Genomic DNA, 24,128 nt, shown 5'->3' with positions numbered 1-24,128 from the left:
TGCGGCATGGCGGGACGGGTAACGCCTACACCTTCGCGTCCTGCCGCGGGATCACGACCTGCGCGATGATCAGCAGGATCGACGCCGTGACCGGGATCGCCACGAGAGCCCCGAGCAGGCCGAGCAGGGTGCCGCCGACCAGTGCGCCGATCACCACCAGGGCGCCCGGCACCGACACCGCCTTCTTCATGACGCGCGGCGTCAGAACGTATGCCTCGATCTGCATGTAGGCGAGGTAGATGATCGCGAACACGAGCGCGCCGACGGGACTCGCGAACAGCGCGATGAGCGACCCGGTGATCCAGAACAGCACCGACCCCACCAGCGGGATCAGCGTGACAGCGAACGCCACCACCGCCATCAGCAGCGGGAACGGCAGCCCGAGCGCGAGGTACAGCACGAACGCGACAATCGAGTTGACCAGCGCCAGCACGACCATCCCTCCGAGGTATCCGCCGATCGACGTGGTGATCTGCTCGGTGATCGACGCGACCCGGGTGCGGTTGCGTGCCGGAGCGAGCCGCGTGAGCGTCTGCGTGGTCGTCGGCAGCGACGCGAGGAAGTACAGGCTCAGCACCAGGATGATGATCAATCCCGAGATCGTCGTGCCGATCGTCAGCCCCACCTGCACGACGCCGCCGCCGATCGCGGCGAGGTTCGCCGGATCCGTGAGGAACTTCTGGATCTGCTGCACGACGGTGCCGACCTGGTCGCCGAAGTGGCTCTGCAGCCACGCGTAGGTGTCCGAGCCCTGGAAGTTCGCGATGATCGTCGGAATGTCGCGGACGAACGAGCCGACCTGCGCCACGACCGTCGGGATGATGAGCCAGGACACCCCGACGAGCACCACCGCGAAGCCGGTGTAGACGATGACGATGCTCCACGCGCGCGACAGGTTGTGGCGGACGAGCCGGCGCACGAGCGGATCCAGGCCGAGCGCGAAGAACATCGCGAGCACGATGTAGATGATCACGGTCGACAACCGCGACACCGCCAGCCCCATCAGGATCGCCACGAGCGCGCCGAGGGTCAGCGAGAATCCGACGCCGAACGGGTGATTCAGGCTCGCCCAGAACGTCCGGGAGGGTGGGGCCTCCCCGGAGGCGGCGGCGACCTCGTCCGATGCGGGGCCGCCCGCGGCGGCGATGGCGGGCGCGGTTGTCGGCACGGCGTCGGGACCGCTTCCGGCGGCCGGGGCGTCATCGGTCATGCCCACACTCTAGGGACCGTGCCCTGCAATGCGCCGACATCCGCGCGGGTGGCGGCATCCCGCACGATAGGGTCGGTAGGCACGGTGACGGATGCCGGGAGGGGATGTCATGACCGACGCCGAAGACCCCATCGCCGCCCTCACGCGGCTGCGGGGCAGCATCGACCGAATCGACGCCGCCCTGATCTATCTGCTCGCCGAGCGCTTCAAGTGCACGATGCAGGTGGGGCGGCTGAAGGCCGTGAACCGGATGCCGCCGTCCGATCCCGCTCGCGAGGAGCAGCAGATAACCCGGCTGCGCACCCTTGCCGTGGACGCGGATCTGGATCCCGAGTTCGCGCAGAAGTGGTTCGGCTTCGTCGTCGCCGAGGTCATCCGTCACCACGAGGCCGCCGCCGACCAGCACTGACGCCCCCGGCTCTCGGCTTGCTTCTTTCTAACGACTGCAGGTAGCTTCGATAGAAGGGCCCGGCGCAAGCGCGGCGCCCTGGCGACCAGTCCGCGGTCGCGTCGCCACCTTCGGGAAGTGCGACGCGGGCGTATGGTCGGCGGTCTGGGCGACGGACCCGATGTGCGTCGCCGACGTGTTCTGCCCGTGGCGTCCGACGCCGCATGCAGGGAGTGCGCGGAAGACCGTCACCCGGGCGTAACCGATGCAGCCTGCCCGCGGCTGCCGAGGCCAAGCAACGTGACCATCGCACCAGCAGTCGAGGCCAAGAGCCTGTTCAAAGTCTTCGGACGAAACCCGACGGACGTCGTGCGCCGGCTGAAGGACGGCCAGACCCGCGCGGACGTGGCCGATTCCGGCACCGCCGCCGTGATCGACGCCAGCTTCACCGTTGCATCCGGCGAGATCTTCGTGATCATGGGACTGTCCGGCTCGGGCAAATCGACGATCATCCGCATGCTCAACGGCCTGCTGGCGCCCACGGCCGGCGAGGTCCTGGTCAACGGTGCGAACGTCACCACGGCGAACCCGGCCGAGCTGCGCCGCATCCGCCGCACCTCCATGTCGATGGTGTTCCAGCACTTCGCGCTGCTGCCGCACCGCACCGTGCTCGACAACGCCGCGTACGGCTTGGAGATCCAGGGGGTCGGCCGGCGCGAGCGCCGCGAGCGCGCCCGCGAGATCCTCAGCAAGGTGGGTCTGGGCGATCGGGTGGATGCCATGCCCGCTGAGCTCTCCGGAGGTATGAAGCAGCGCGTGGGACTCGCCCGCGGGCTGGCCGCAGGCACCGACATCCTGCTTATGGACGAGGCGTTCTCGGCACTGGACCCGCTCATCCGCCGCGAGCTGCAGGAGCAGCTCGTCGAGTTGCAGCAGGAGATGGGCCGCACGATCGTCTTCATCACGCACGACCTCAACGAGGCGATGTTCCTCGGCGACCGAATCGCCGTGATGCGCGACGGACGCATCGTGCAGAACGGGACACCGGAGGAGATCCTCACCGACCCCGCCAACGACTACGTCGCCCAATTCGTCCAGGATGTCGACCGCGCCCGTGTGCTCACCGTCGGCGCCGTCATGGAGCGCCCCCTGGCGGTACCGGTGTCAGCCGGCATCCGCGGCGCGTTGCGCGTGATGCGCGAGGAGCAGGTCAGCGAGGTGTTCGTCCTCGGGAACCGACGGCTGCTGGGCGTGGTCACCGACCGCGCCGTGATCCGCGCCGTCAAGTCTGGCACCACCGACCTGCGCACGATCGCCGATCGCACGGTGCGTCGCCTGCACGCGGACGACCTGCTGGCGGATGTCGTCGAGCACGCCGTGGGCAGCCCGGTCGCGCTCCCGGTGGTCGGCGAGAACGAGCGCCTGGTCGGCGTCGTGCCCCGGATCACCCTGCTGGCGGCCCTCGGCAACGTGCCTGCCACGACCCAGCCCATCTCCATCGTGCCCGCCACCGCGCTGCAGCTGGCCCAGGAGCTCACGGAGCTCGTTCCGAACGCGCTGGCCGTGGCGGAAGGGGGCGAGCGTTGATGGACATGCCGCGCATTCCACTCGGCGACTGGGTCGAGACGCTCATCGACGGCGTCATCACGGCACTCGGGGGATTCTTCGACGTCCTCGCCACGATCTTCGGCGGGCTCTACGACGGTGTCGAGTGGATCTTCATCACCCCGCCGTTCTGGGCCGTGATCCTCGTGGTGGCCGCAATCGCGTGGTTCGCCAAGGGGTACCGGCTGGCCATCGGGTCGGTCATCGGGCTGCTGCTGATCGGCGCGGTCAACCAGTGGGAGAACGCGATGCAGACCATCGCGCTGACCCTGGTCGCCGTGATCATCGCGGTGGTCATCGCGATCCCGGTGGGGATCTGGGCGGCACGCTCGCAGACGGTCTCGACGATCGTGCGCCCGGTGCTCGACTTCCTGCAGACCATGCCCGCGTTCGTCTATCTCATTCCGGCGATCTTCCTGTTCGGCGTGGGCGTGGTGCCCGGCATCGTCGCGACGATCCTTTTCGCGGCCGCTCCCGGCGTGCGCCTGACCGAGCTCGGCATCCGCGGCGTCGAGGCGGAGGTCGTCGAAGCGGGCCATGCCTTCGGGGCCACCCCGGGCCGCATCCTCCGCCAGATCCAGCTGCCCTTGGCGATGCCCTCGATCATGGCGGGCGTCAACCAGGTGATCATGCTCGCCCTGTCGATGGCGGTGATCGCCAGCATGGTCGGCGGCCCGGGCCTGGGCAAGGACATCATCCAGGCACTGAGCCGCACCGACATCGCGCTGGGCTTCGAGGCGGGGCTCGCCGTCGTGATCATCGCGATGATCCTCGACCGCATCACGAGCGGGTTCGGCACCACAGGACGCCGGCGCGGCGCGCGCCCGCAGGCCTCGGACACCGCCCCGGATGTCGCGGCGTCCCAGATCCGCGAGCCCGCCGCGGCCTGAGCCCGCAGATCTCGGCGCAGCGCGCGCCGATCCGTCCGCGTGCACACGCGGACATCCCCAACGCCCGTGCCACACCACACGGGAGGAAAGGAATCACATGAGAAAGCGCACACTGCTGGGCGCACTGGCCATCGCCGGTGCCGCCTCGATCGCCCTGACCGGCTGTGCCGGTTCGGTCGGAGCCGACACCGGCTCGGACGGCGGCGAGAAGAAGATCACCGTCGGCGTCTTCAACGGCTGGCCCGAGGGCGAGGCCGCCTCCTATCTGTGGCAGCAGGTTCTGGAGAACGAGGGCTACACCGTCGACCTCGAGTACGCGGACGCGGGCCCCGTGTTCGCGGGCCTGGCCAAGGGGGATTTCGACGTCGCCTTCGACGGCTGGCTGCCCACAACGCACAAGAGCTACTTCGACAAGTACGGCGACGACCTCGTCGACGTCGGCTCGTGGAACGACGACGCCAAACTCACCCTCGCGGTGAACGCGGACGCCCCCATCGACACGATCGACGAGCTCCCCGCGCACGCCGACGACTTCGACAACCGCATTGTCGGCATCGAGCCGGGTGCGGGCCTGACCGAGGCCATGCAGAAGAAGGCGATTCCCGAGTATGGGCTCGACAAGATGGACTTCATCACGTCGTCCACGCCGGCCATGCTCGCCGAATTGAAGAAGGCGCTGGATGCCGGCGAGAACATCGCCGTCACGCTGTGGCGCCCGCACTGGGCGTACGACGCGTACGACATCAAGGATCTGGCGGACCCGAAGGGCGCCCTCGGCGCTGCGGAGTCGATCCACACGGTGACCCGCACCGGCTTCGCGGACGACTTCGCGGACGTGAACGCGTGGTTCACCGCGTTCACGATGGACTCCGATCTGCTGTTCTCGCTCGAGAACGCGATGTTCCGCGAGGAGCACAAGCAGAGCGAGTTCCCCGAGATCGTGAAGAAGTGGATGAGCGAGAACCAGGACTACGTCGACGCTCTGACGTCGTAGGCCGTTTCCGCCGGCGAACCCACCCTCCAGTTGCCGAACCCACGCGTCGTTGACGCCGGTGCGGGAACGGAGGGTGGGTTCGCCGCGGGGCTGTGGCTACCCGCGATCGTCGCCGGCCGGCAGCTCGAGCGCGACCTTCTGCTCGAGCACCTCGATGGCGCCGTCCGAGAGCGAGAGGAGGCCGTCGAGCTCCTCGCGGACGCGCTTGTATGCGAGCTGGCGCTCCGCGGGGGTGGCGGCCTCGTCGACGGCGACGGTCAGCAGCTGCTTCGCCGTGTCCAGGCGCTTGCGCTCGGCCTGCGTGAACGTCGAGTCCTTCAGGCGGCGGGCGTCGCGCTCTGCGACGTCGAACGCGACCTCGTAGTCCGTCACCGCGTTGCGGTACTCGTCCAGCTGCTCCCTGCCGATCCGCACTTTCGCCGAGGCCGGACGGAGCCGGTCGGCCACCTTCTTCGCGCGCAGGAACGCCGCCGTCAGCGGCTGACGGCCGTCGCTCATGGCCGGGAACGCTATCAGCTTCGCGACATCCAGCTCGTACTCGAGCCAGCGTGCGGTGACGGCATCCTGCGCATCGAACAGCGCGTGCAGCTGCTCTGCGGCCGGTCGCTCCACCGGCGCCGCGGACACGAACGGCCGGTGCCGTGCAGCGCGGGCCTCCGCGTGCGCGGACGCTATCTCGGCCTTGGCGCGCAGCACCTCCAGGCGTCGCTGATGCCGATCGCGGGCGTTGCGTTGCCACGCCTTGCCGGCACCGCCGAAAACCCCCATCAGGGGGAAGATCAGCCACCAGTAATCGCCGGCGAACTGCCAGAACTCCTGCACACGGACAAGGGTAACCGCCCCGCCTGGAACACACCCGCCGGCAGACACGCCCCCCTTTACGGGCGTATCGAAAAACGCGATGGCGTGATCGATCGTGGCCCGTTGTGAGCCCGCAAACCCGCCGCGTACCGTGAGCAGCACCGGGGCAGGCGGATGCCGCCTCCCGGCGGCGGGGCCGCGCAGACGGTCCGGTCACGACGCGATGAAGGGTGTGATCATGGGTAAATTCGTCATCCAGCCGCACGGGCGGCTCCAGGAGTGGGTCGCCGAGGAGCACGGCTACTTCACCGACGAGGGGCTGGACTACGAGTTCGCCCAGGAATGGTTCGCCGGGGCGTCCCGCACCACGTCGGCGATCCAGTCCACCGACTCCGCCCCGGAGGAGTTCAAGAGCGGCGCGCTCGAGGACATGTCCAAGGGCCGTGCATGCGACGTGTCCGGCGCCTGCCACTGGGCGGTCAACGACGCGGCCAGCCACCAGACCAGCGGCAAGCTGTGGGCGGCCGCCTACTCCGTCTCGCCGGCCGGCATCTTCGTCGCCCCGGACTCCGACCTGCGCACGCCGGAGGACCTCGCGAACGTCCCGGTCGCGGTCGGCTACCACTCCGGCAGCCACTATTCGGCGATCCAGGGCCTCGCGAGCGTGCTCGAGCGCGACCAGGTCACCACGACGTTCGCCGGGTTCCCGTACGACCGGGTGCGCCTGATGCTGCGCGGCGAGGTGCAGGCGGCGAACGTGTTCGGCCCGCAGTACTACCTGCTCGAGCAGCTCGGATACCGCAAGCTCCTGGACACCACGTTCATGATGGGGTTCTTCGTCTCGAACGAGGCGGACCACGCCGACACCGAGGCGTACTTCCGTGCGCTCGAGCGCGCGCAGCGCGACATCGACCTCGAGCAGGAGCGATACAAGAAGTACTGGCTGCGGGAGATGCCGGAGGACCTCGCGGCGATCGCCGACGTGCGTCGCTTCGGGCCCGGCGAGCGGATAGTGTTCCAGCAGTACACGCGCGAGATGTACGACGCCACGCAGCGCTGGATGAAGGACTGGGGCCTGCTCGACCTCGATCTGACCGAAAGCAGGTACGCAGACTCCGTTCTCGTGTGATCCTGGCGGGGTGACCCGGAGCCGCGGATTCGACGGCTCTCCGATCCCGAGGGGAGTGCGGGGCCCGTGAATCTCGAGCTGTTCCGCCTGACGGTGTTCGCGGCAGTGGTGGATCGCGGCGGCTACTCCGCGGCGGCCCGACACCTGCATCTGAGCCAGTCCACGGTGTCGCATCACGTCGCCGAGCTGCAGAAGACCGTCGCGATGGAGCTGCTGCGGTACGAGGACGGGCGGATCCGGCTCACCCCCGCCGGACGCGAGGTGTACCGCTCCGCACGCACCCTGCTGAACGAGCAGGAGTCGCTGCGCAATGCGCTCGACGACCTGCGTCGCGGCAGGGGCGTGCGGCTGCGGGTCGGCGCGAGCCTCGCGTTCGAGCAGCCATACTTCATGCAGCAGGTGGTGGGTCCGGTCCAGTCCGCGCACCCGGACACCATGCTGTCGATTCAGTTCGGGCACAGCGGAGTCACCGCGCAGGCGGTGCTCGACCACAGCCTCGACCTCGCCTATGTGCTCAACTGGCACCTGCCTCCGGGCGTCGAGTTCGAGGTGCTGGGCACCGCGGAGTTCGTGTTCTTCGCCCCGCGCGACCACCCGCTGGCAGCGCAGGACGAGGTCTCCCCCGAGCAGATCGCCGCGGCCGGGCTCATCACGGCACCGGCGACGGCCGTGGAGACCACGTTCTACCGGGATGTCATGCGCCGCAGCGGGCTGGAGGACTACGAGTCGGTCCTGGAGATCAGCGGCCTGCAGACCAGGATGCTGGCGGCCGAGGCGGGTCTCGGGATCGTCGGCACGTTCGTGCCGGCCTATGCGACGCTCAGCGGCCGGCTCGTGCCGCTGACGCTGGACCGGCCGGCGGGACGCGCCGAGATAGGGCTCGTGCAGCGCACCCGTGACGAGTCCTCGCAGGCGCAGGAGGGGCTCGCCGCCCACTTGCGAGCTCTCGCGCATTCCTGACGCGCCGGACGATGGAGGACACATGGCCGCGAGGCTGGACGGGGCGACATCCCGCTATCTTCTGCAGCACGCCGACGACCCGGTCGACTGGCACCCGTGGGGCCCGGACGCGTTCGCCGAGGCAGCCCGCCGCGACATCCCGGTCTTCCTGTCGATCGGGTACAGCACCTGTCACTGGTGCCACGTCATGGCCGCCGAGTCGTTCCGGGATGCCGACACCGCGGCCGAGCTGAACCGGGCGTTCGTCTGCGTCAAGGTCGACCGCGAGGAGCGCCCCGACATCGACGCCGCCTACCAGGAGGCCGCTCGGCGGCTGGGCGCCGGCGGCTGGCCGATGTCGATCTTCCTCACCCCGGACGGCGAGCCGTTCTACGCCGGATCGTACTGGCCGCAGCAGGCGGCCGGCGGGCGGCCGTCGTTCCGCAGCGTCCTGGACGGCGTGACGCGCGCATGGACGACGCGCCGCGGCGCCGTGCGCGCCTCCGTGCAGGCGATCGCCGCCGAGCTCGCGCTCGCGGACGCCGCACGCGGCACCGGGGCCGAGGACGCCGAGGCCGAGGCGGACCGCGCGCTCGCGGCCGCGCTGCGCCTGCGCGACCGCGAGCACGGCGGGTTCGGCACCGCTCCGAAGTTCCCGCACCCGATGGCGATCGAGTGGCTCCTGCATCGCCACGCCCGCACGGGCGACCCGGAGGCGCTGGATGCCGCGGTGGGTGCGCTGACGGCGATGGCCCGAGGCGCCATCCACGACCTCGTGGACGGCGGATTCGCCCGCTACTGCACGGATGCGGCATGGCGGACGCCGCACTTCGAGAAGATGCTCGGCGACAACGCGCTGCTGCTGCCCGCATACGCGGCGGCCGCGGTGCTCGCGGACCGCGACGACCTGGCGGCCGTCGCGCGGAGCACAGCCTCGTTCCTGCTGACGGGGTTCCGCACCGCCGAGGATGTCTTCCGCTCCGCGTTCGACGCGGACAGCGGCGGCGTCGAGGGCGGCTCCTCCGTGTGGACCCGCGCAGAGCTCGTGGACACGCTCGCCGGGGCGGGGCTCGACGGCGAGCACTGGGCGGTCCAGCTCGGCGCGGACGCGGCGGGCGAGGAGGCGCGCCCGTTGCAGCTGACCGCCACCGACGACCGGGTGACGCCGCTGCCGGATGCGCTCCGCGCGGCCCTCGTCGCCCGGCAATCCCGTCGCCCGCGGCCCCGGACGGACGACACGGTACTCACCGACGGGAACGCCCTCGCGGTCCGCGGACTCGTGAAGGGAGGGCTGCTGCTCGACGAGCCGGAGTGGATCGTCGCCGGCGCCGCGGCCGCGGAGCGCCTGCACGGCCGCGTCCGCGACGACGGACGGATCGCGCACACCGCCGTCGGCGACGGCGGGTTCCTCCTGGACCACGCGGCGACGGCGCTGGCCGAGCTGGAGCTGTTCGGTGCGACGGGGGACACGGTCTGGTTCCACCGGGCGCTGTCACTGGCGGCGGCGGCCGACCGGTGGTTCCGCGACGAGCGCGGCGGCTGGTTCGACACGGCGACGCACGAGCTGTTCTCCCGGCCGAAGACGCGCACCGACGACGGGATGCCGGCCGGGACGTCCGTGATGATCGAGGTGTGCCTGCTCCTGGCCGGCCTGACCGGGGACCTCGCCTGGCGGCAGCGCGCGATCGACGCCATCCCGGGCAGCCGCGCGGGTGCGCAGCCCACCCGGCACGGCTGGCTGCTGCGTCAGCTGGAATGGTTGAGCGCGCCGCAGCGTGAGGTCGCTGTCGTCGGGCGCCCGGGGCCGGCGCGGGACGCGCTGGGCCGGATCGCCCAGGGCAGGCCCAGGCCGGGCGCCGTGACGGTGGTCGCGCACGCGGCAGCCGACGACATCCCGCTCCTGGCCGGCAGGACCGAGGTCGACGGCGTCGCGGCCGTGTACGTGTGCGAGGCGCTCGCGTGCCGCCGGCCGGTGACATCCGTCGCCGACCTGGGCGCCCTGCTGTCCTGACGCCGCGGGACGCGGGAACTCAGCCGAACAGCAGCGCGAGGACGGTGGCGCCGCCGGCGACGAGGATGAGGGCGACGATGACCACCCAGGCGACCACCTTGATCCGGCGCTGCCGCCGGTCACCGAGCAGGCTGAGGTCCTCGTCGTCTGCCATGGGCTCCAGTCTAAGGCTCCGTCGGTTCGTGAGATGACGCGAATGGTCGGTATCGCGGGCGTCATTCCCGCCATTCGCGTCACCTCACGCGGCGGGAGGCTCCGTGACGGTGGGGCCGAACGCGGCGGGGAGGGTGGCGGTGGATGTCGCGCGGAGGTCGGTGGCGGGGATCGTGAAAAGGCCCTGCACCTCGAGCGCGGCATCCGCGCCGGAGCGGTCGGTGACGCCGATACGCAGCACCGGGTAGCTGCGCCCCTCGCACAGGCCGCGGAACTTGACGTCCTCTTCGCGGGGGACCGTGACGATCACGCGGCCGGTGGACTCGGCGAACAGGGCGGCCGCGGCATCCACGCCGTCGCGGTCGATGATCTCGTCCAGCCATACGCGCGCGCCCAGGCCGAACCGCAGCACGCCGTCCACGAGCGCCTGCGCGAGCCCGCCCTCGGACAGGTCGTGCGCGCTGGAGATGAGGTTCTGGTCGTTCGCGGCGTGCAGCAGCCCGGCCAGGCGCTTCTCGCCGGCCAGATCCACGGCCGGGGGACGCCCGCCCAGGTGACCGTGCACGGTTGCCGCCCACGCCGAGCCGGACAGCTCGGTGGCGGTCACGCCCAGCAGGTACAGGTTCTCGCCCTCGTCCTGCCAGCCCGACGGGATGCGGTGCGCGACGTCGTCGATGATGCCCAGCACGCCGACCACCGGCGTCGGGTGGATCGGGGTGTCGCCGGTCTGGTTGTAGAAGCTGACGTTGCCGCCGGTGACCGGGATGCCGAGCTCGAGGCATCCGTCGGCGAGGCCGTCCACGGCCTGGCTGAACTGCCACATCACCTCGGGGTTCTCCGGGCTGCCGAAGTTCAGGCAGTCCGTGACCGCTGCCGGCACCGCGCCGGTCACGGCGACGTTGCGGTACGCCTCGGCCAGCGCGAGCTTCGCGCCCTGGTAGGGGTCGAGCTGGCAGTAGCGGCCGTTCGCGTCGGTGGCTATCGCGAAGCCGAGGCCGGAGTTCTCGTCGACGCGGATCATGCCGGCGTCATCGGGGAATGCGAGCGCGGTGTTGCCGCCGACGTAGTAGTCGTACTGGTTCGTGACCCACGAGGTGTCGGCAAGGTTCGGGCTGCCCACGAGCTGCAGGAGCTGCCCGCGCAGCGCCTCGCCGTCGGTCGCGCGAGGCAAGGCGGATGCCGGATCCTGCTGCAGTGCGTCGATCCATGCCGGGTAGGAGACGGGCCGTTCGTAGACGGGGCCGTCCACGGCGACCGTCGACGGGTCGACATCCACTATCTGCTCGCCGTGCCAAAAGATCTGCAGCCGGCCGTCGCCGGTGACCTCGCCGAGCACGCTGGTCTCGACATCCCACTTTCCGGTGACGGCCAGGAACGCGTCGAGCTTGTCCGGCGCGACGATCGCCATCATCCGTTCCTGGCTCTCGCTCATGAGGATCTCCTCGGGCGTGAGCGTGGGGTCGCGCAGCAGCACGTTCTCGAGGTCGACGCGCATGCCGGACCCGCCGTTCGCGGCGAGCTCACTGGTCGCGCACGAGATGCCGGCGGCGCCCAGGTCCTGGATCGCCTCGACGAGGTCTCCGCGGTACAGCTCGAGGCAGCACTCGATGAGCACCTTCTCGGCGAACGGGTCGCCCACCTGCACGGCGGGGCGCTTGGTGGGGCCGCCCGCGGCGAACGTGTCGGAGGCGAGGATGGATGCTCCGCCGATGCCGTCGCCGCCGGTGCGGGCGCCGAACAGGACGACCTTGTTGCCGACGCCGGACGCGTTCGCGAGCTTGAGGTCCTCGTGGCGCAGCACGCCCACCGCGAGGGCGTTCACGAGCGGGTTGCCCTGGTACACCGGGTCGAAGACGGTCTCGCCGCCGATGTTAGGCAGGCCCAGGCAGTTGCCGTAGAACGAGATGCCGGACACGACGCCGTGCACGACCCGGGCGGTGTCGGGGTGGTCGATGGCGCCGAAGCGGAGCTGGTCCATCACCGCGACGGGGCGGGCGCCCATCGAGATGATGTCACGGACGATGCCGCCGACGCCGGTGGCGGCGCCCTGGAACGGCTCGATGTAGCTGGGGTGGTTGTGCGACTCCACCTTGAACGTCACGGCCCAGCCCTCGCCGATGTCGACGACGCCGGCGTTCTGGCCCATGCCGACCATGAGCCGCGTCGTCATCTCCGGCGTGACCTTCTGCCCGAAGGACCGCAGGTAGATCTTGCTCGACTTGTACGAGCAGTGCTCGCTCCACATCACGGAGTACATGGCCAGCTCGCCGCTCGTCGGCCGTCGACCGAGCAGGTCCTTGATCGCCGCGTACTCGTCGTCCTTCAGTCCGAGCGCCGCGTACGGCTGCTCACGCTCGGGGGTCGCCTTCGCGTTGTCGACGGTGTCGGCGATGGAGGCGTGGGTGGGGGTGGTCATGCGGCGGGGCTCCAGCTTCGTACGGCGCGTGATCGCACGGACGCCTCGAGTCTAGTTTGCGTGCCCGCCGCCGGCGGCCGGTCCCACGCGCTCACGCGAGCAGCAGGGCTTCCTCCAGCGCCACCCACGCGAGCATCGCGCATTTCACCCGCGCGGTGTACTTCGATACCCCGGACAGCGCGGCGGCGTCGCCGAAGCGCTCCTCGTCCAGAGGAATGGTGCCGCGTGAGCGCAGCGACGCGCGGAATCCGTCGATGAGGGCGGATGCTGTCGCCCGCGGCATCCCGTCGCCGCCGACGAGGGACGCGAGCATGGATGCCGAGGCCTGGGAGATCGAGCAGCCGGCGCCCTCCCAGGTGACGTCGCGCACGGTGTCGCCGTCCAGCCGCAGGCGCAGCGTGATCTCGTCGCCGCACACCGGGTTGCGCTGATGCACGTCGGCGGTGCGCCCCTCCGCGTCGGCGAGTCCGTATCCGTGCGGGTGCTTCGCATGGTCGAGGATCAGGTCCTGGTACAGCGCGTCGAGTCCGCTCATCGGCCCACCCCGAAGTATGCCCGGACGCCGGACAGGACGTCGAGGAACGCGTCGATCTCGTCCTCGGTCGTGAACACCGAGGCGCTCGCCCGCACCGAGGCGGTCATCCCGAACCGGCGGTGCAGCGGCTGCGCGCAGTGGTGGCCGACGCGCACCGCGATGCCCTGCGCGTCCAGCACCTGGCCGACGTCGTGCGCGTGCACGCCGTCGACGTCGAAGGCGCACAGCGCCACCCGGTCGGCATCCGCGTCACCGAGGAGGCGTACGCCGTCGATCGCGCGCAGCCCGTCGCGCAGGCGCCGCTCGAGGAGGCGCTCACGCTCGTGCACGGCGGTCATACCCAGCCCCTCCAGGTAGCGCACCGCGGCCGCGAGCCCGATCGCCTGGGACACGGGCTGCGTGCCCGCCTCGAACTTGTGCGGTGCCGGCAGGAACTCCGCGTGGTCGAGTATGACGGTCGTGACCATGGACCCGCCGGTGAGCACCGGCGGCAGCGCGTCGAGCACCTCGGTGCGGCCGTACAGCACGCCGATGCCGTACGGACCGAGGACTTTGTGCCCGGAGAACGCGGCGAGGTCGACGCCCAGCGCCGGCAGGTCCAGCGGAACGTGCGGCGCGGACTGGCACGCGTCGAGGACTGTGAGTGCTCCGGCATCCCGCGCCAAGGCCACGAGCTCCGCGACCGGGTTGACGATGCCGAGCACGTTGGACACGTGCGAGAACGCGACCACGCGCGTGCGCTCGCCGATCAGCGCGGCGGCGGCGGTGAGGTCGAGCGTCCCGTCGTCGTGCACGGGGATGTGCCGCAGCACGGCGCCGGTGCGCGCGGCCAGCTGCTGCCACGGGATCAGGTTCGCGTGGTGCTCGGCCTCGGTCACGACGATCTCGTCGCCGGGGTGCAGGGCGTAGCGGGATGTCGCTGCCGGACCGACGCTCGCGTTGCCGATCGCGTACGCGGCGAGGTTCAGCGCGGCCGTGGCTCCCGCCGTCCACACGATGCTCTCGGGCTCGGCGCCCACGAAAGCGGCCACCGCGGCGCGGGCATCCTCGAACGATTCCGTCGCCTCGGCGGCCAGTGTGTGTGCGCCGCGGTGCACGGCCGCGTTCGCGTGCTCGAGGAACGCACGCTCGGCGTCCAGGACCACGCGCGGCTTCTGGCTGGTCGCTGCGGAGTCCAGGTACACCAGAGGCGCGTCGCCGATCCGCTCGTCCAGGATCGGGAAGTCCGCCCGGACCGCGCGCACGTCGAACACGCCGGTGCCGGCGAGGGATGTCATGGAATCCAGGCTACGTCCGCCGGAGCACCCCGCGGCCGGCTTGTCGGTATCACGGTGGGATGATACTGAATCACGCCGCACGTCCTGCTCCTGCACCCGCGCCAGCCTGTCATACATCTTCACGGCCGTGCAGGTTGCGTCTCTGGCTCTCAAGTGACGCATACCAATTGAGCATCGTCGACAAAGCGGTTCTACCGGGGCAAAACCCTCATTGCCATCGGTCGGAGGGACTCAGTGGAGTGTCGACGGTTCGATCGATCGTCTCCAGATCGTCCAGTAGTCGACACCGAAGCCGCTAGTGCGAGCGGCAACAGCACTGCCTGGGTGCTGACGCCCGACGATGACGTGCACTTGGGGCACAACCCAGCCGCCGGGGCCAGTCACGAGATGGCGTTCGTGGAGGTCTCGGAGATCGGACCGCGACATCCATCGTGCGCCTACATCCTCGAGCGACGTAAGCCTCGCCATCTCCGCACGGGTTACGGTCCGGTCGCTTACCTCGCGCCCACCGAGCAAATGAATCTTCGCGTCGGACCTTTCAATTACTGCTTGTAGGAATGAACGCAATGGTTCGATGTCGCGATACATGTATCGGTCTGACCAAATGACCCGGTCTGCTCCCGAGATGAGCTCGACGAAGCGATCCACACTTGCCGAGGCCTGCTCGGGCCATGCGGGATTCGACTCTGGCGAAGCCAGGAGGGCCGATTCGAGTCGCTCAAGGAACCTCGTCTTTCCCCCAGGGTGGAGTAATCCATGCACTGCACACCGAGCTGTGTACGAATCGTGGATCGGGTCGAGGGTGCCTCGCTCAATTTGGGTTTGTGCAGCCCCTCGCACGTCGGTGATATAGGTCGCATCAAATTCAAATTGGTCGATCAGCACCTGGGGCGTTAGGCGGCCGTCGCTTGAGACGCGATCGGCAATCACCGCAGCATCTCCAAACCATGACTTGCCGGATTCGGACTTCGGGACTGTCTTATCCAGAGTCGGGGGCAGGATCGGCGTAACGCGTGACATCAGCGGGCTACCCGCGCCTTCGCGGTGGACCGCGGTGCTGCAGCGAGCGGTGAAGATCGCACCAATGTCGCGGGCGTGGACGCCGTCCACCAGTTGATTAGTGAGCCATGCCTGAAGTCGTGCGCCTTGGCTCCGAGCGAGTGCACGGTCGTACCCGTCGAATAGCAACTGAGCCGAACCGTGTGCTTCGAGAGCCCGACTGAGCGCATCCTGGATCTGCGCCCGTTGACTTGACTGCTGGATTTCGGTGAAGTCAGCTCCTTTCACAACGATAGCCGTTGGCCCAAGCGCATCGGCCAGCCGGCCAATCAGATGAGTCTTGCCGACTCTGGGCGCAAGCCGGAGAAGGAGCCGGTGGCCCTCCAGGAGCCGTATTGCGACATCATCTACCCAGCGCTGGAGGGCTCCTGTCGCACCGCTATCGCTCAAGCGCATCGATCGCCGCCTTGACGCGAGCTGAGCGGTCCGTGAAACACAGCCCGTAGGCGACGGCATGGAGGAGCGCGTCTGGTTCGTCGGCAAGAAGGCTCCGGGCCAGCTCATTCTCGTCATCTCGCGACGAGAAGTAGAGGCGCAGAAGCGCAGCCTCGTTTGAGAACCACTCCGTAAATGAAGTGACGACATCGGCCGCTTGATCTTGCGGTCCGTCGTACTCACGAGAGGCGATCGCCTGTTCGATTCCTTCTCTTGAAATATGGAAAGGGAGTTCCTGAGGCGTACGTGAACGCGTCGCGAAGGAGCAAGCCTTCCGCGTGAGCAGGGGGTGGCCACCGTATTGATCGAATAGCAGGTCTATGACCTCGTGATCCCGGACTCTAACTCCCATGCGTCGGCCAAGGGAGCGGACCATTTCAGCCATCTCTTCACGTGACATCGGAGCCAGCCAGATGAGCTTCACGAGCTTGTAGAGCAGGTTATCCTTGCCCTCTACAATCGGGCGTTCGAAGAGTGCGGGGTCGACACCCGCGCATAAGAGCGCGAGTCTTTCTTGTTCCTGCAACAGGCTCCGGAGCTGAACGAGCGAGGAAAATAGGGCGCGTGATTCGCCTGGCTCCAAGTTTGATCGGGGCGGGAAGGCTTGATCGACCTCGTCCACTACAAGGACAGCTGGGCGTTCAACGCGCTGAAGAAGCACACGGATGTCCTGGATCCAGCTCGCAGAGGAGTCGGGCAGTTCGACGCGGCGTTTGCCTTGGCGAGTCAACGTGCGGGTACGGGGTTTGAAATCTCCGTTTCCGGGCAGGGCATGTACCGCGTCCCAGAGCCCCTCAAGGATGGACGATCGGAACTGCTCGCCTGTGACGATTTCGCTAACGTCCACGCGGACTGTCACGTTCCGTTCATCGTCATCACGAAGTGAGGTCAATGAGTTGAGAAGCGAAGTCTTGCCCGTCTTTCGCAGACCGAAGACGCCGACCGAAATGGCCCGGCGCAGATCCGCGGCGATCACGTCAATCTCCGCAGATCGCCCGTAGAAGCCGCTAGGGTCCCGCACTGGAGTCGCGACGTCAAAGTGATCGACAGTGGCCACAGACTCACCGATCAGGGCATGAAGCGGCCGGGCGCCATCAAGTCGAATCTCGTCGAGATCGATGGGCACAATCGCCATTTCGCCGCGCCTCCGAGCCGTCGTGTGCCTGACGTTCTTGTCACGGCTCACGAGGATCGCGACGTCAGGCTCCACTCTCATATCCCGCCGCACCCGTCCCTGAATCACAGAGAGTGCGCGTGGCTCAACATGTTCGTACTCCGTGTAGAGCACCTGGATCTCCCGGTGAAGTCCGAACACTTCGGCTTGATGCGCGGGGAGCGTGATATTTATCCACCACCGACCGGGGGTTGAGTCTTGTTCGAATCGCCATGTGCCTGCCTGGCTGCGCTTGAGGAAGTCAAGAAAGTCGGCTGCCCCCTGGGAAGATCGGCGGAATCGTTCCTCGTAGTCCGCAAGAATTCTCTGATTCGCGGTCATTCGCCCAGGCAGGTCGTTCACCTTCCTGAGCGTAGTGTCCTGGCTACTCCGTGGTCTGGAGGTCGTTCCCCTCGTTTCGTCACAGGCAATCTCAACGGAAGCGGTGGTGTGTCGGCTATCGGCGGGTTGTGTCATTGCTACTCGATTTTGCCGCCGTGGTCCTTGACGTCGGCCGCCGCGCCGCGTAATGTACAACCAAATGGTTGCACAAAGAGAGCTCAGCGACGATGACGTGGACCGGATCTTCCGGGCCCTGGCCGACGCGACGCGGCGTGACATCCTGCGCCGCACGATCGCCGCGGAGCAGTCGGTGTCGACCCTCGCGGCCGACTACGACATGTCGTTCGCGGCGGTGCAGAAGCACGTCGCCGTGCTCGAAGCCGCCCGCCTGATCGTCAAGCGGGCCGAGGGAAGGGAGCGTCGCGTGCGCACCGATCCCGAGATGATCGCCCGGGCGCAGCAGCTGCTCGAGCGCTACCAGGACCTCTGGCGGCACCGCATCGACAGCATCGACGCCCTGCTGGCCGAAGACGCTGAGACACCGCGGCCCGAATCCTGACCGGGGCCGCACCGAACAAGGAGAGATCATGCCCGTCACGCACATCACCAGTGATCCCGAGAAGCTGACGATGGACATCGTCGCCGACTTCGCCGCCCCGCCCGAGCGGGTGTGGCAGGTGTTCACCGATCCCCGTCAGCTCGAACGGTTCTGGGGCCCTCCCGGATGGCCGGCGACGTTCACCCGGTTCGACTTCGCCCCCGGCGGGCTCGCGCAGTACCGGATGACCGGGCCGCGCGGCGAGACATCCCGCGGCCGGTGGGAGTTCCTCGCCATTGACGAGCCGCGCTCGTTCGAGGTCCTCGACGGGTTCGCGGACGAGGACGGCGACCTCGCCGACGACATCCCGCCGATGCGGATGGTGTTCGCGTTCGAGCCGACCGCCACGGGCACCCGCCTGAACGGCGTGACGCACTTCTCCTCGGCGGCGGCGCTCGAGCAGGCCGTCGGGATGGGCATGGTCGAGGGCACCCGGATGGCCATGGGCCAGCTGGATGCCGTGCTGCAGGACCTGCGCGACTATGCCGCCGGCAAGGGCACCCGTCTGGAGGTGCTCGACGACCAGCACGTACGCATCACCCGTCTGATCGAGGGACCGCGCGAGCTCGTCTGGCGCGCGCACCACGAGCCCGAGCTGCTCTCGCAGTGGCTGCTCGGCCCCGACGGGTGGCGGATGACCGTGTGCGAGGTCGACACGACCGTCGGCGGCACCTACCGCTATGCGTGGGAGCCTGTCGGCGGCACCGAGGGGCAGCCGTTCGGGTTCGACGGGGAGACGCTGCTGTCCGACGCGCCCCGCCGCGCCGTGACGACCGAGCACATGACCGGCACGGACTACCCGTCGACCATTAATGATCTGCAACTGTACGAGGAGGATGGCGCGACGCTGCTCACGCTGCTCATCGAGTACCCGGACGCCGCGACCCGCGACATGGTCCTGGCCACCGGGATGGTCGACGGCATGGAGACCAGCTACCAGCGACTGGAGCGCGAACTGCTCCCGGCCTGAGGCGGCCGCCCCGGCAGCCGCCCGACCTGAGGTTGCTCACACGACGTGCACGGCGGGGCGGCGCTTCGGATCGGGCTCGGCGTGGCGCAGCACTTCGCGCGTGACCGGGGCGACCTCGCCGGTCCCCGTGAAGAGGAAACGGAACATGTTCGACAGCGGATTTCCTTCGGTCCACTCGAAATACACCGTGGGCACCACGCCCGTGCGATCGCGGACGGCCAGGAGGATCGCCGCGATCGTGTTCGGTACGTTGCCGCTGCGAACCTGAAGGACGCGATATCCGTACTTGCGCACACCCACCACAGTGAGGTCCTCTTCGAAGTCCGACGAGTCGGATGGGTGCACCTCGAGGAAGATCGTGTGGGTGCCTCGGGAGATGTGGCTGAACCGCCTCTCGTCGCGATTCTTGGCGGAGTACTCGGCCCCGTCGCCGGCGTGCGGCTCGTGGGCGATGATGTTGACCTCGCCGCGGGCGGAATCCTGGGCCAGGAACTCGTCCGCCGGGTCGTCGAAGGTGAGCGAGGTGGCGCGCAGTTGGAAGGATCTGCCGATCCGTGAGACGACCGAGACGACGAGGATGCCGAGGATGAACAACGCCGCGATGCGGATGCCGTCGGGCCGCTCGATGACGTTGAGCACCGTCGTGTACATGAACACGGCGGTGATCGTGCTGAACCCGACGAGCCGCCAGCGTTCATGTCTCCGGTATGCGGAGACGGCGACGGCGACGGCGGCGGAGGTGATCAAGACGAGGACCCCGGTGGCATAAGCGCCACCCTGCGCGTCGACGCTCGCCTCGAACACGAGAGTGACGACAAACGCGATGACGGTGAAGACGATCACCAGCGGCCGGACCGATCGTGCCCACTGCGGCGCCATGCCGTAGCGGGGAAGATATCGCGGGACGAGGTTGAGCAGCCCGGCCATGGCCGAGGCGCCGGCGAACCAGAGGATGCCGATCGTGCTGACGTCGTACAGCGTGCCGAATGCGCTGCCGAGGTACTCGTGCGCGAGGTAGGCCAGGGCCCTCCCGTTCGCCGTGCCGCCGGGCTGGAACTCCTGCTGGGGGATCAGCATCGTCGTCGACAGGCTCGACGTGATGAGGAATCCGCTCATGATCAGCGCGGCCGTGGTGAGCAGGCGCCGGGCGCCGAGGATGCGCGTACGGGGGAAGGCGGGATCGTCCGCATCCGATCCGCGAATCTGGGGCATCACGGCGACGCCCGTCTCGAAACCGGAAAGACCGAGGGCGAGCTTCGGGAACACGAGAAGGGCTATTCCCGCTACCAGCAGAGGGTTGTCATGCTGGGCGGTCAACGCCGACCACCAATCGTGGACGACGACGGGATGCGTGACCACCTCGATCAGCGACGTGGCGACGACGATGAGGCTGAGCGTCAGGTACAGCCCCACCAGGATGACTGCGACCCTGATCGCCTCGCGAAAGCCCTTGAGGAAGACGGCACCGAGTGCGGCGATGAGAAACAGCGTGATGCCGACCTGATTTCCCTTGAACCAGGCGGGCGCGAACGGGTTCTCGATCGCGTGCGCGGATGCATCGGCCGCTGAGAGGGTGATGGTGATCATGAAGTCGGTGGCAGCGAAGCCCAGCAGCACGAGCACGAACACCTTTCCGGCCCACCAGGGGAGGAGCCGCTCCAGCATCGCGATCGAGCCCGATCCGCGGAAGCTCTCGTGCGCGACCCGGCGGTACACGGGCAGGGCGCCGAACAGCGTCAACACGACGAGCACTATGGTCGCGAACGGGGACACGAGTCCTGCGGCCAGGGCCGCGATCGCGGGCTGATAGCCCAGAGTCGAGAAGTAGTCGAGTCCGGTCAGGCACATCACCCGCCACCACGAGTGGGTCTCCTCGACGGTGCGGGCGTGCGGCCCCTGATGACCGCCCGCGTCATCGACAAGACCGGTCAGCAGCCAATCGCGAAGCGCTCGCCGTCGTCCAACATCCGTGGCCATATCCCCTCCGAACGCCGTCGAGGCTCCTGCAGACCGCAGGACCCACGCCGGTCGGTGAGTCAGAGCTGTCGCTCGGTCTCCCGCGGTTCCAAGGCCTGGCGCTCACGGGGCATGAACGGACGGCCCGCGCGGTCCTGCCCGGGGACGGGCCGCGACCGGCGCCCGTAGATGAGCTCGGACGAGTCCAGCAGCCACGGCACGAGCGTGATCGTCACCCCGTGCACGAGCATGAGCTGCTGCGCCATCCGCCGCGCACGCCGGTTGTGCAGGATGCGCTCCCACCAGTGTCCGACGATGTACTGCGGCAGGTAGACAGTGATCACACTCGAGCCGTGCTCGGCCCGGTACTGCCGGATGAACTCGATCACGGGACCGGCATAGCTGCGGAACGGCGACTCGATGGCCACCAGCGGCACCGGCATCCCGTGCGCCTGCCACTCCCGCTGCAGGGCCGCGGACTCCTCCTTCGTCACCGCGACGTGCAACGCGAGGGTCTTGGAGTGCTTCGCGGCCAGCGCGTAGTCGACGGCCTTCACGACCGGCTTCTGCAGCCGGTTCACGAGGATCAGCGCCACGTCCCCGGCCGACCCGAAATGCACGGTGTCGTCCATGCGGATCTCGTGCTCGACATCCCGGTAATAGCGGTACACGCCCATCATCAGGGTCGACAGGATCGGGATGGCGAGGAACACGAGCCACGCGCCGTGCGTGAACTTCGTGATCGTCACTACCACGAGCACCGAGACCGTCATCGTCGCGCCGACGCTGTTGATCAGGAGCCCCTTGCGATAGCTGAGCGCCTGCCGCCGCGCGGACTGCTGCCCGCGGGCGGCCGCCGGCAGGGTGCGGATGCGGCCGAGCCCACGGATCCAGTGCCGGATCATGCCGATCTGGCCCAGCGAGAACGACACGAACACGCCGATGATGTACAGCTGGATCAGGTTCGTCAGGTTCGCCTGGTAGACCACCAGCACCCCGACCGCGGCGATGCCCAGCAGGATCATGCCGTTGGAGTACACGAGGCGGTCACCGCGGGTGTTCAGCGCCTTCGGGGCGTAGCCGTCGCGGGCCAGGACCGCGCCCAGCAGCGGGAACCCGTTGAACGCCGTGTTCGCGGCGAGCAGGAGGACGCACGCGGTGGCCGCCTGGATGATGAAGAACGGCACGGATCCCATGCCGAACGTGGCGGCGGCCAGCTGCGCCATCAGGCTCGGCTGAGGCGTGGTCTTGCACGCGAATCCGGCCAGGTCGCACGCGTTCTCCGCGTACTGCACACCCGAGATGAGGGCGAGCGCGACAAGCCCCGCGAACATCGTCGCGGCGATGCCGCCCATCAGCGCGAGCGTCGTGCGCGCGTTGTGGATCTTCGGCCGCCGGAACGCCTGGACGCCGTTGGAGACGGCCTCGACGCCGGTCAGCGCCGAGCAGCCGCTGGAGAAAGCGCGCAGCACCAGCAGGATCACCGCCGCCTGCGAGATGCTCTGCGTGTGCAGCGCGTACTGCGCACTGGAGGCGACCGGCGCGACGCCGAGAACCGTGCGGACAAGACCCACCACGACCATCACGCCCACGGATCCGACGAACGCGTAGGTGGGGATAGCGAACGCGCGGGATGCCTCGCGCACGCCCCGCAGGTTCATCAGCACGATCCCCAGGACGCATGCCACCGACAGCTCGACCCGCCAGGAGTTCAGGCCCGGCAGCGCCGAGATGATGTTGTCGACGCCGGATGCCGTGGACACCGCGACGGTGAGGACGTAGTCCACGAGCAGGGCGGACGCCACGACGACGCCCGGCACCTCGCCGAGGTTCGTGCGCGCCACCTCATAGTCGCCGCCGCCGGACGGGTACGCCCGGATGAGCTGGCGGTACGACAGCACGACCACCACCAGCAGCAGCACGACGGCCGCCGCCACCCACGGCGCGAACGCGAGGAACGCGAGCCCGCCGGTGAGCAGGATCATCAGCATCTCCTGCGGCGCGTACGCGACCGAGCTCAGCGCGTCGGACGCGAAGATCGGCAGCGCCATCCGCTTCGGGAGCAGATGCTCGTCGGCGTTCTCGGACGCCAGCGGGTCGCCGATCAGGATGCGCTTCACCGCCGGTGCCTCCGGCGTGGTGTCGCGATTCTCGCTTGTCACGGCGGGCGACACTACGCCTAAAGGGCACCCGTTGCAACGCGACGCGGCCGAGGCGCTGTGCGCCGGCGGTGCGGCGCCTCTGCGGGCCTCAGCGCGCGGGAGGGCCGGAGGTGCCGCGGATCACGAGCTCGAACGGGAGCGCTCCCGGTTCCGGGCTGCGATGCTCCTCGAGGGCGGCGAGGATCGCCGTGGCCGCGCGCCGTCCCTGCCGTGCCGGGAACTGGTCGACGGTGGTGAGCTGGAAGAACCCGCCCAGCTCGTGGCCGTCCACGCCCACCACCGACAGATCCGCGGGGATGCGGCGGCCCAGCTCCCGGGCGGCCAGCAGCGCGCCGATCGCCATCTCGTCGGAGGCGGCGAAGATCGCCGTGGGCTCCTCGCCCTCCCCGCCGAGCAGCCGTGTGGCGGCGCGGAACCCGCCCTCGATCGTGAAGTCCGCCGGCTCGAACAGGGCACGGTGTACGTCCAGACCCGCCGCCGTCAGCGCCTGCTCGAATCCCTGCCGGCGCCGCGTGGGGATATGGAAGTCCCGGTCGAACTCCGAGCCTGCGCCGATGTGCGCGATCCGGGTGTGTCCGAGCGCGAGCAGATGCTCGGTGGCCAGGCGCGCGACGGCGACGTCGTCGAGGGTGAGGGCGCTCAGTCGCGGGTCCGGGCCGCCGAGCGCGATGACCGGCAGACCCAGCGCGGTGAGCCGGTCGATCTCGTCGTCGGCGAGCTCGATCGAGACGGCTATCACGCCGTCGACGCGGCGGCGGCGCAGGAACGTGTCGAACACGCTGCGACGCAGCCCCGCGTCCTCGGCGAGGCTGTACAGAGTGGTGTCGTAGCCGTGCCGCACGAGCTCGGCCGCGGTCCCCGACAGGACGGTGCTGAAGAACCAGCGCTGTACGTACGGCACCAGCACGCCGATGTTCCGGGCGCGGCCCGACGCGAGACTGGATGCCACCGCCGAGACGACGTACCCGAGGGACGCGGCAGCCTCCTCCACGCGTGCCTTCGCATCGGCGGACACGTGGCCGCGGCCGCTGAGCGCGCGCGACACCGTCGCCGTGGAGACCCCGGCGCGGCGCGCCACATCGTCGATGCCCACCATGTCCGGTCT

Annotated in this window: 20 protein-coding genes; 9 read left to right on the top strand and 11 right to left on the bottom strand. The window is 68.9% G+C overall.

Going from position 1 to position 24,128, the window contains the following annotated elements:
• Positions 1 to 25: 25 nt before the first annotated feature.
• Complete coding sequence (locus GH740_RS02915; protein ID WP_153744551.1) at positions 26 to 1,210, bottom strand: AI-2E family transporter; 1,185 nt, start codon at positions 1,208 to 1,210, stop codon at positions 26 to 28.
• Between the two features lie 109 nt (positions 1,211 to 1,319).
• Between GH740_RS02915 and GH740_RS02910 the strand changes: the two genes are divergently transcribed.
• The 4 genes from GH740_RS02910 to GH740_RS02895 all read left to right on the top strand — a co-directional run bounded on the left by GH740_RS02910 (position 1,320) and on the right by GH740_RS02895 (position 5,087).
• On the top strand, positions 1,320 to 1,619 hold the full coding sequence (locus GH740_RS02910; protein WP_153744550.1) for a chorismate mutase: 300 nt from the start codon (positions 1,320 to 1,322) through the stop codon (positions 1,617 to 1,619).
• Between the two features lie 279 nt (positions 1,620 to 1,898).
• A complete protein-coding gene (locus GH740_RS02905; protein ID WP_367640439.1) occupies positions 1,899 to 3,185 on the top strand; it encodes a glycine betaine/L-proline ABC transporter ATP-binding protein in 1,287 nt (428 codons plus the stop codon).
• On the top strand, positions 3,185 to 4,093 hold the full coding sequence (locus GH740_RS02900; protein ID WP_172978294.1) for a proline/glycine betaine ABC transporter permease: 909 nt from the start codon (positions 3,185 to 3,187) through the stop codon (positions 4,091 to 4,093). Before GH740_RS02905 ends, GH740_RS02900 begins: the two co-directional genes overlap by 1 nt.
• A gap of 97 nt (positions 4,094 to 4,190) precedes the next feature.
• The gene (locus GH740_RS02895) at positions 4,191 to 5,087 is read left to right on the top strand and encodes a glycine betaine ABC transporter substrate-binding protein (protein ID WP_153744547.1); all 897 of its coding nucleotides are present in this window, start codon (positions 4,191 to 4,193) and stop codon (positions 5,085 to 5,087) included.
• A gap of 96 nt (positions 5,088 to 5,183) precedes the next feature.
• Here the strand turns inward: GH740_RS02895 and GH740_RS02890 are convergent, their stop codons facing one another.
• Complete coding sequence (locus GH740_RS02890) at positions 5,184 to 5,909, bottom strand: hypothetical protein (RefSeq protein ID WP_367640437.1); 726 nt, start codon at positions 5,907 to 5,909, stop codon at positions 5,184 to 5,186.
• Between the two features lie 217 nt (positions 5,910 to 6,126).
• Between GH740_RS02890 and GH740_RS02885 the strand changes: the two genes are divergently transcribed.
• From GH740_RS02885 to GH740_RS02875, 3 genes are all read left to right on the top strand, one after another.
• Positions 6,127 to 7,017, top strand: coding sequence for an ABC transporter substrate-binding protein (locus GH740_RS02885; RefSeq protein ID WP_153744546.1), 891 nt, complete (start codon positions 6,127 to 6,129; stop codon positions 7,015 to 7,017).
• Positions 7,018 to 7,083: 66 nt separating this feature from the next.
• Positions 7,084 to 7,977, top strand: a complete 894-nt coding sequence (locus tag GH740_RS02880) for a LysR family transcriptional regulator (protein ID WP_153744545.1) — start codon at positions 7,084 to 7,086, stop codon at positions 7,975 to 7,977.
• Positions 7,978 to 7,999: 22 nt separating this feature from the next.
• The gene (locus GH740_RS02875) at positions 8,000 to 9,967 is read left to right on the top strand and encodes a thioredoxin domain-containing protein (protein WP_153744544.1); all 1,968 of its coding nucleotides are present in this window, start codon (positions 8,000 to 8,002) and stop codon (positions 9,965 to 9,967) included.
• A 19-nt stretch (positions 9,968 to 9,986) separates the two neighbouring features.
• On the opposite strand, the gene GH740_RS14190 is transcribed toward GH740_RS02875, so the two are convergent.
• The 6 genes from GH740_RS14190 to GH740_RS02850 form a co-directional block, all read right to left on the bottom strand.
• Positions 9,987 to 10,121 (bottom strand): hypothetical protein, encoded by a 135-nt coding sequence (locus GH740_RS14190; RefSeq protein WP_301538710.1) that lies wholly within the window; start codon positions 10,119 to 10,121, stop codon positions 9,987 to 9,989.
• 84 nt (positions 10,122 to 10,205) lie between these two features.
• Positions 10,206 to 12,536, bottom strand: a complete 2,331-nt coding sequence (purL, locus tag GH740_RS02870) for a phosphoribosylformylglycinamidine synthase subunit PurL (protein WP_153744543.1) — start codon at positions 12,534 to 12,536, stop codon at positions 10,206 to 10,208.
• A gap of 91 nt (positions 12,537 to 12,627) precedes the next feature.
• Positions 12,628 to 13,071, bottom strand: a complete 444-nt coding sequence (sufU, locus tag GH740_RS02865; RefSeq protein ID WP_153744542.1) for a Fe-S cluster assembly sulfur transfer protein SufU — start codon at positions 13,069 to 13,071, stop codon at positions 12,628 to 12,630.
• On the bottom strand, positions 13,068 to 14,348 hold the full coding sequence (locus GH740_RS02860; protein ID WP_153744541.1) for a SufS family cysteine desulfurase: 1,281 nt from the start codon (positions 14,346 to 14,348) through the stop codon (positions 13,068 to 13,070). Before GH740_RS02860 ends, sufU begins: the two co-directional genes overlap by 4 nt.
• A 231-nt stretch (positions 14,349 to 14,579) precedes the next feature.
• Entirely contained in the window at positions 14,580 to 15,635 is a 1,056-nt protein-coding gene (locus GH740_RS02855) for a hypothetical protein (protein WP_153744540.1), read from the bottom strand.
• Between the two features lie 151 nt (positions 15,636 to 15,786).
• A complete protein-coding gene (locus GH740_RS02850) occupies positions 15,787 to 17,358 on the bottom strand; it encodes an ATP-binding protein (RefSeq protein WP_172978264.1) in 1,572 nt (523 codons plus the stop codon).
• A 178-nt stretch (positions 17,359 to 17,536) separates the two neighbouring features.
• On the opposite strand from GH740_RS02850, the gene GH740_RS02845 reads away from it, so the two are divergent.
• A complete protein-coding gene (locus GH740_RS02845) occupies positions 17,537 to 17,896 on the top strand; it encodes a metalloregulator ArsR/SmtB family transcription factor (RefSeq protein ID WP_153744538.1) in 360 nt (119 codons plus the stop codon).
• A 28-nt stretch (positions 17,897 to 17,924) separates the two neighbouring features.
• A complete protein-coding gene (locus GH740_RS02840) occupies positions 17,925 to 18,905 on the top strand; it encodes an SRPBCC family protein (RefSeq protein ID WP_153744537.1) in 981 nt (326 codons plus the stop codon).
• A gap of 36 nt (positions 18,906 to 18,941) precedes the next feature.
• On the opposite strand, the gene GH740_RS02835 is transcribed toward GH740_RS02840, so the two are convergent.
• The 3 genes from GH740_RS02835 to GH740_RS02825 all read right to left on the bottom strand — a co-directional run bounded on the left by GH740_RS02835 (position 18,942) and on the right by GH740_RS02825 (position 24,119).
• A complete protein-coding gene (locus tag GH740_RS02835; RefSeq protein ID WP_153744536.1) occupies positions 18,942 to 20,882 on the bottom strand; it encodes an amino acid transporter in 1,941 nt (646 codons plus the stop codon).
• Positions 20,883 to 20,941: 59 nt separating this feature from the next.
• Positions 20,942 to 23,035, bottom strand: a complete 2,094-nt coding sequence (locus GH740_RS02830; RefSeq protein ID WP_367640431.1) for an APC family permease — start codon at positions 23,033 to 23,035, stop codon at positions 20,942 to 20,944.
• Positions 23,036 to 23,111: 76 nt separating this feature from the next.
• A complete protein-coding gene (locus tag GH740_RS02825) occupies positions 23,112 to 24,119 on the bottom strand; it encodes a LacI family DNA-binding transcriptional regulator (RefSeq protein WP_153744535.1) in 1,008 nt (335 codons plus the stop codon).
• Positions 24,120 to 24,128 lie beyond the last annotated feature (9 nt).

This window comes from Microbacterium sp. SYP-A9085 (assembly GCF_009649635.1).
GTDB lineage: Bacteria > Actinomycetota > Actinomycetes > Actinomycetales > Microbacteriaceae > Microbacterium.
The sequence above is the reverse complement of the archived record's forward strand: the minus strand, read 5'-3'. Positions and strand labels throughout refer to the sequence as shown.

Coding starts and splice junctions, on each gene's coding strand:
- GH740_RS02915 (WP_153744551.1), bottom strand. CDS start 1,210: ATGACCGATGACGCCCCGGCCGCCGGAAGCGGTCCCGACGCCGTGCCG.
- GH740_RS02910 (WP_153744550.1), top strand. CDS start 1,320: ATGACCGACGCCGAAGACCCCATCGCCGCCCTCACGCGGCTGCGGGGC.
- GH740_RS02900 (WP_172978294.1), top strand. CDS start 3,185: ATGGACATGCCGCGCATTCCACTCGGCGACTGGGTCGAGACGCTCATC.
- GH740_RS02895 (WP_153744547.1), top strand. CDS start 4,191: ATGAGAAAGCGCACACTGCTGGGCGCACTGGCCATCGCCGGTGCCGCC.
- GH740_RS02885 (WP_153744546.1), top strand. CDS start 6,127: ATGGGTAAATTCGTCATCCAGCCGCACGGGCGGCTCCAGGAGTGGGTC.
- GH740_RS02875 (WP_153744544.1), top strand. CDS start 8,000: ATGGCCGCGAGGCTGGACGGGGCGACATCCCGCTATCTTCTGCAGCAC.
- GH740_RS14190 (WP_301538710.1), bottom strand. CDS start 10,121: ATGGCAGACGACGAGGACCTCAGCCTGCTCGGTGACCGGCGGCAGCGC.
- purL (WP_153744543.1), bottom strand. CDS start 12,536: ATGACCACCCCCACCCACGCCTCCATCGCCGACACCGTCGACAACGCG.
- sufU (WP_153744542.1), bottom strand. CDS start 13,071: ATGAGCGGACTCGACGCGCTGTACCAGGACCTGATCCTCGACCATGCG.
- GH740_RS02860 (WP_153744541.1), bottom strand. CDS start 14,348: ATGACATCCCTCGCCGGCACCGGCGTGTTCGACGTGCGCGCGGTCCGG.
- GH740_RS02845 (WP_153744538.1), top strand. CDS start 17,537: ATGGTTGCACAAAGAGAGCTCAGCGACGATGACGTGGACCGGATCTTC.
- GH740_RS02840 (WP_153744537.1), top strand. CDS start 17,925: ATGCCCGTCACGCACATCACCAGTGATCCCGAGAAGCTGACGATGGAC.
- GH740_RS02835 (WP_153744536.1), bottom strand. CDS start 20,882: ATGGCCACGGATGTTGGACGACGGCGAGCGCTTCGCGATTGGCTGCTG.
- GH740_RS02825 (WP_153744535.1), bottom strand. CDS start 24,119: ATGGTGGGCATCGACGATGTGGCGCGCCGCGCCGGGGTCTCCACGGCG.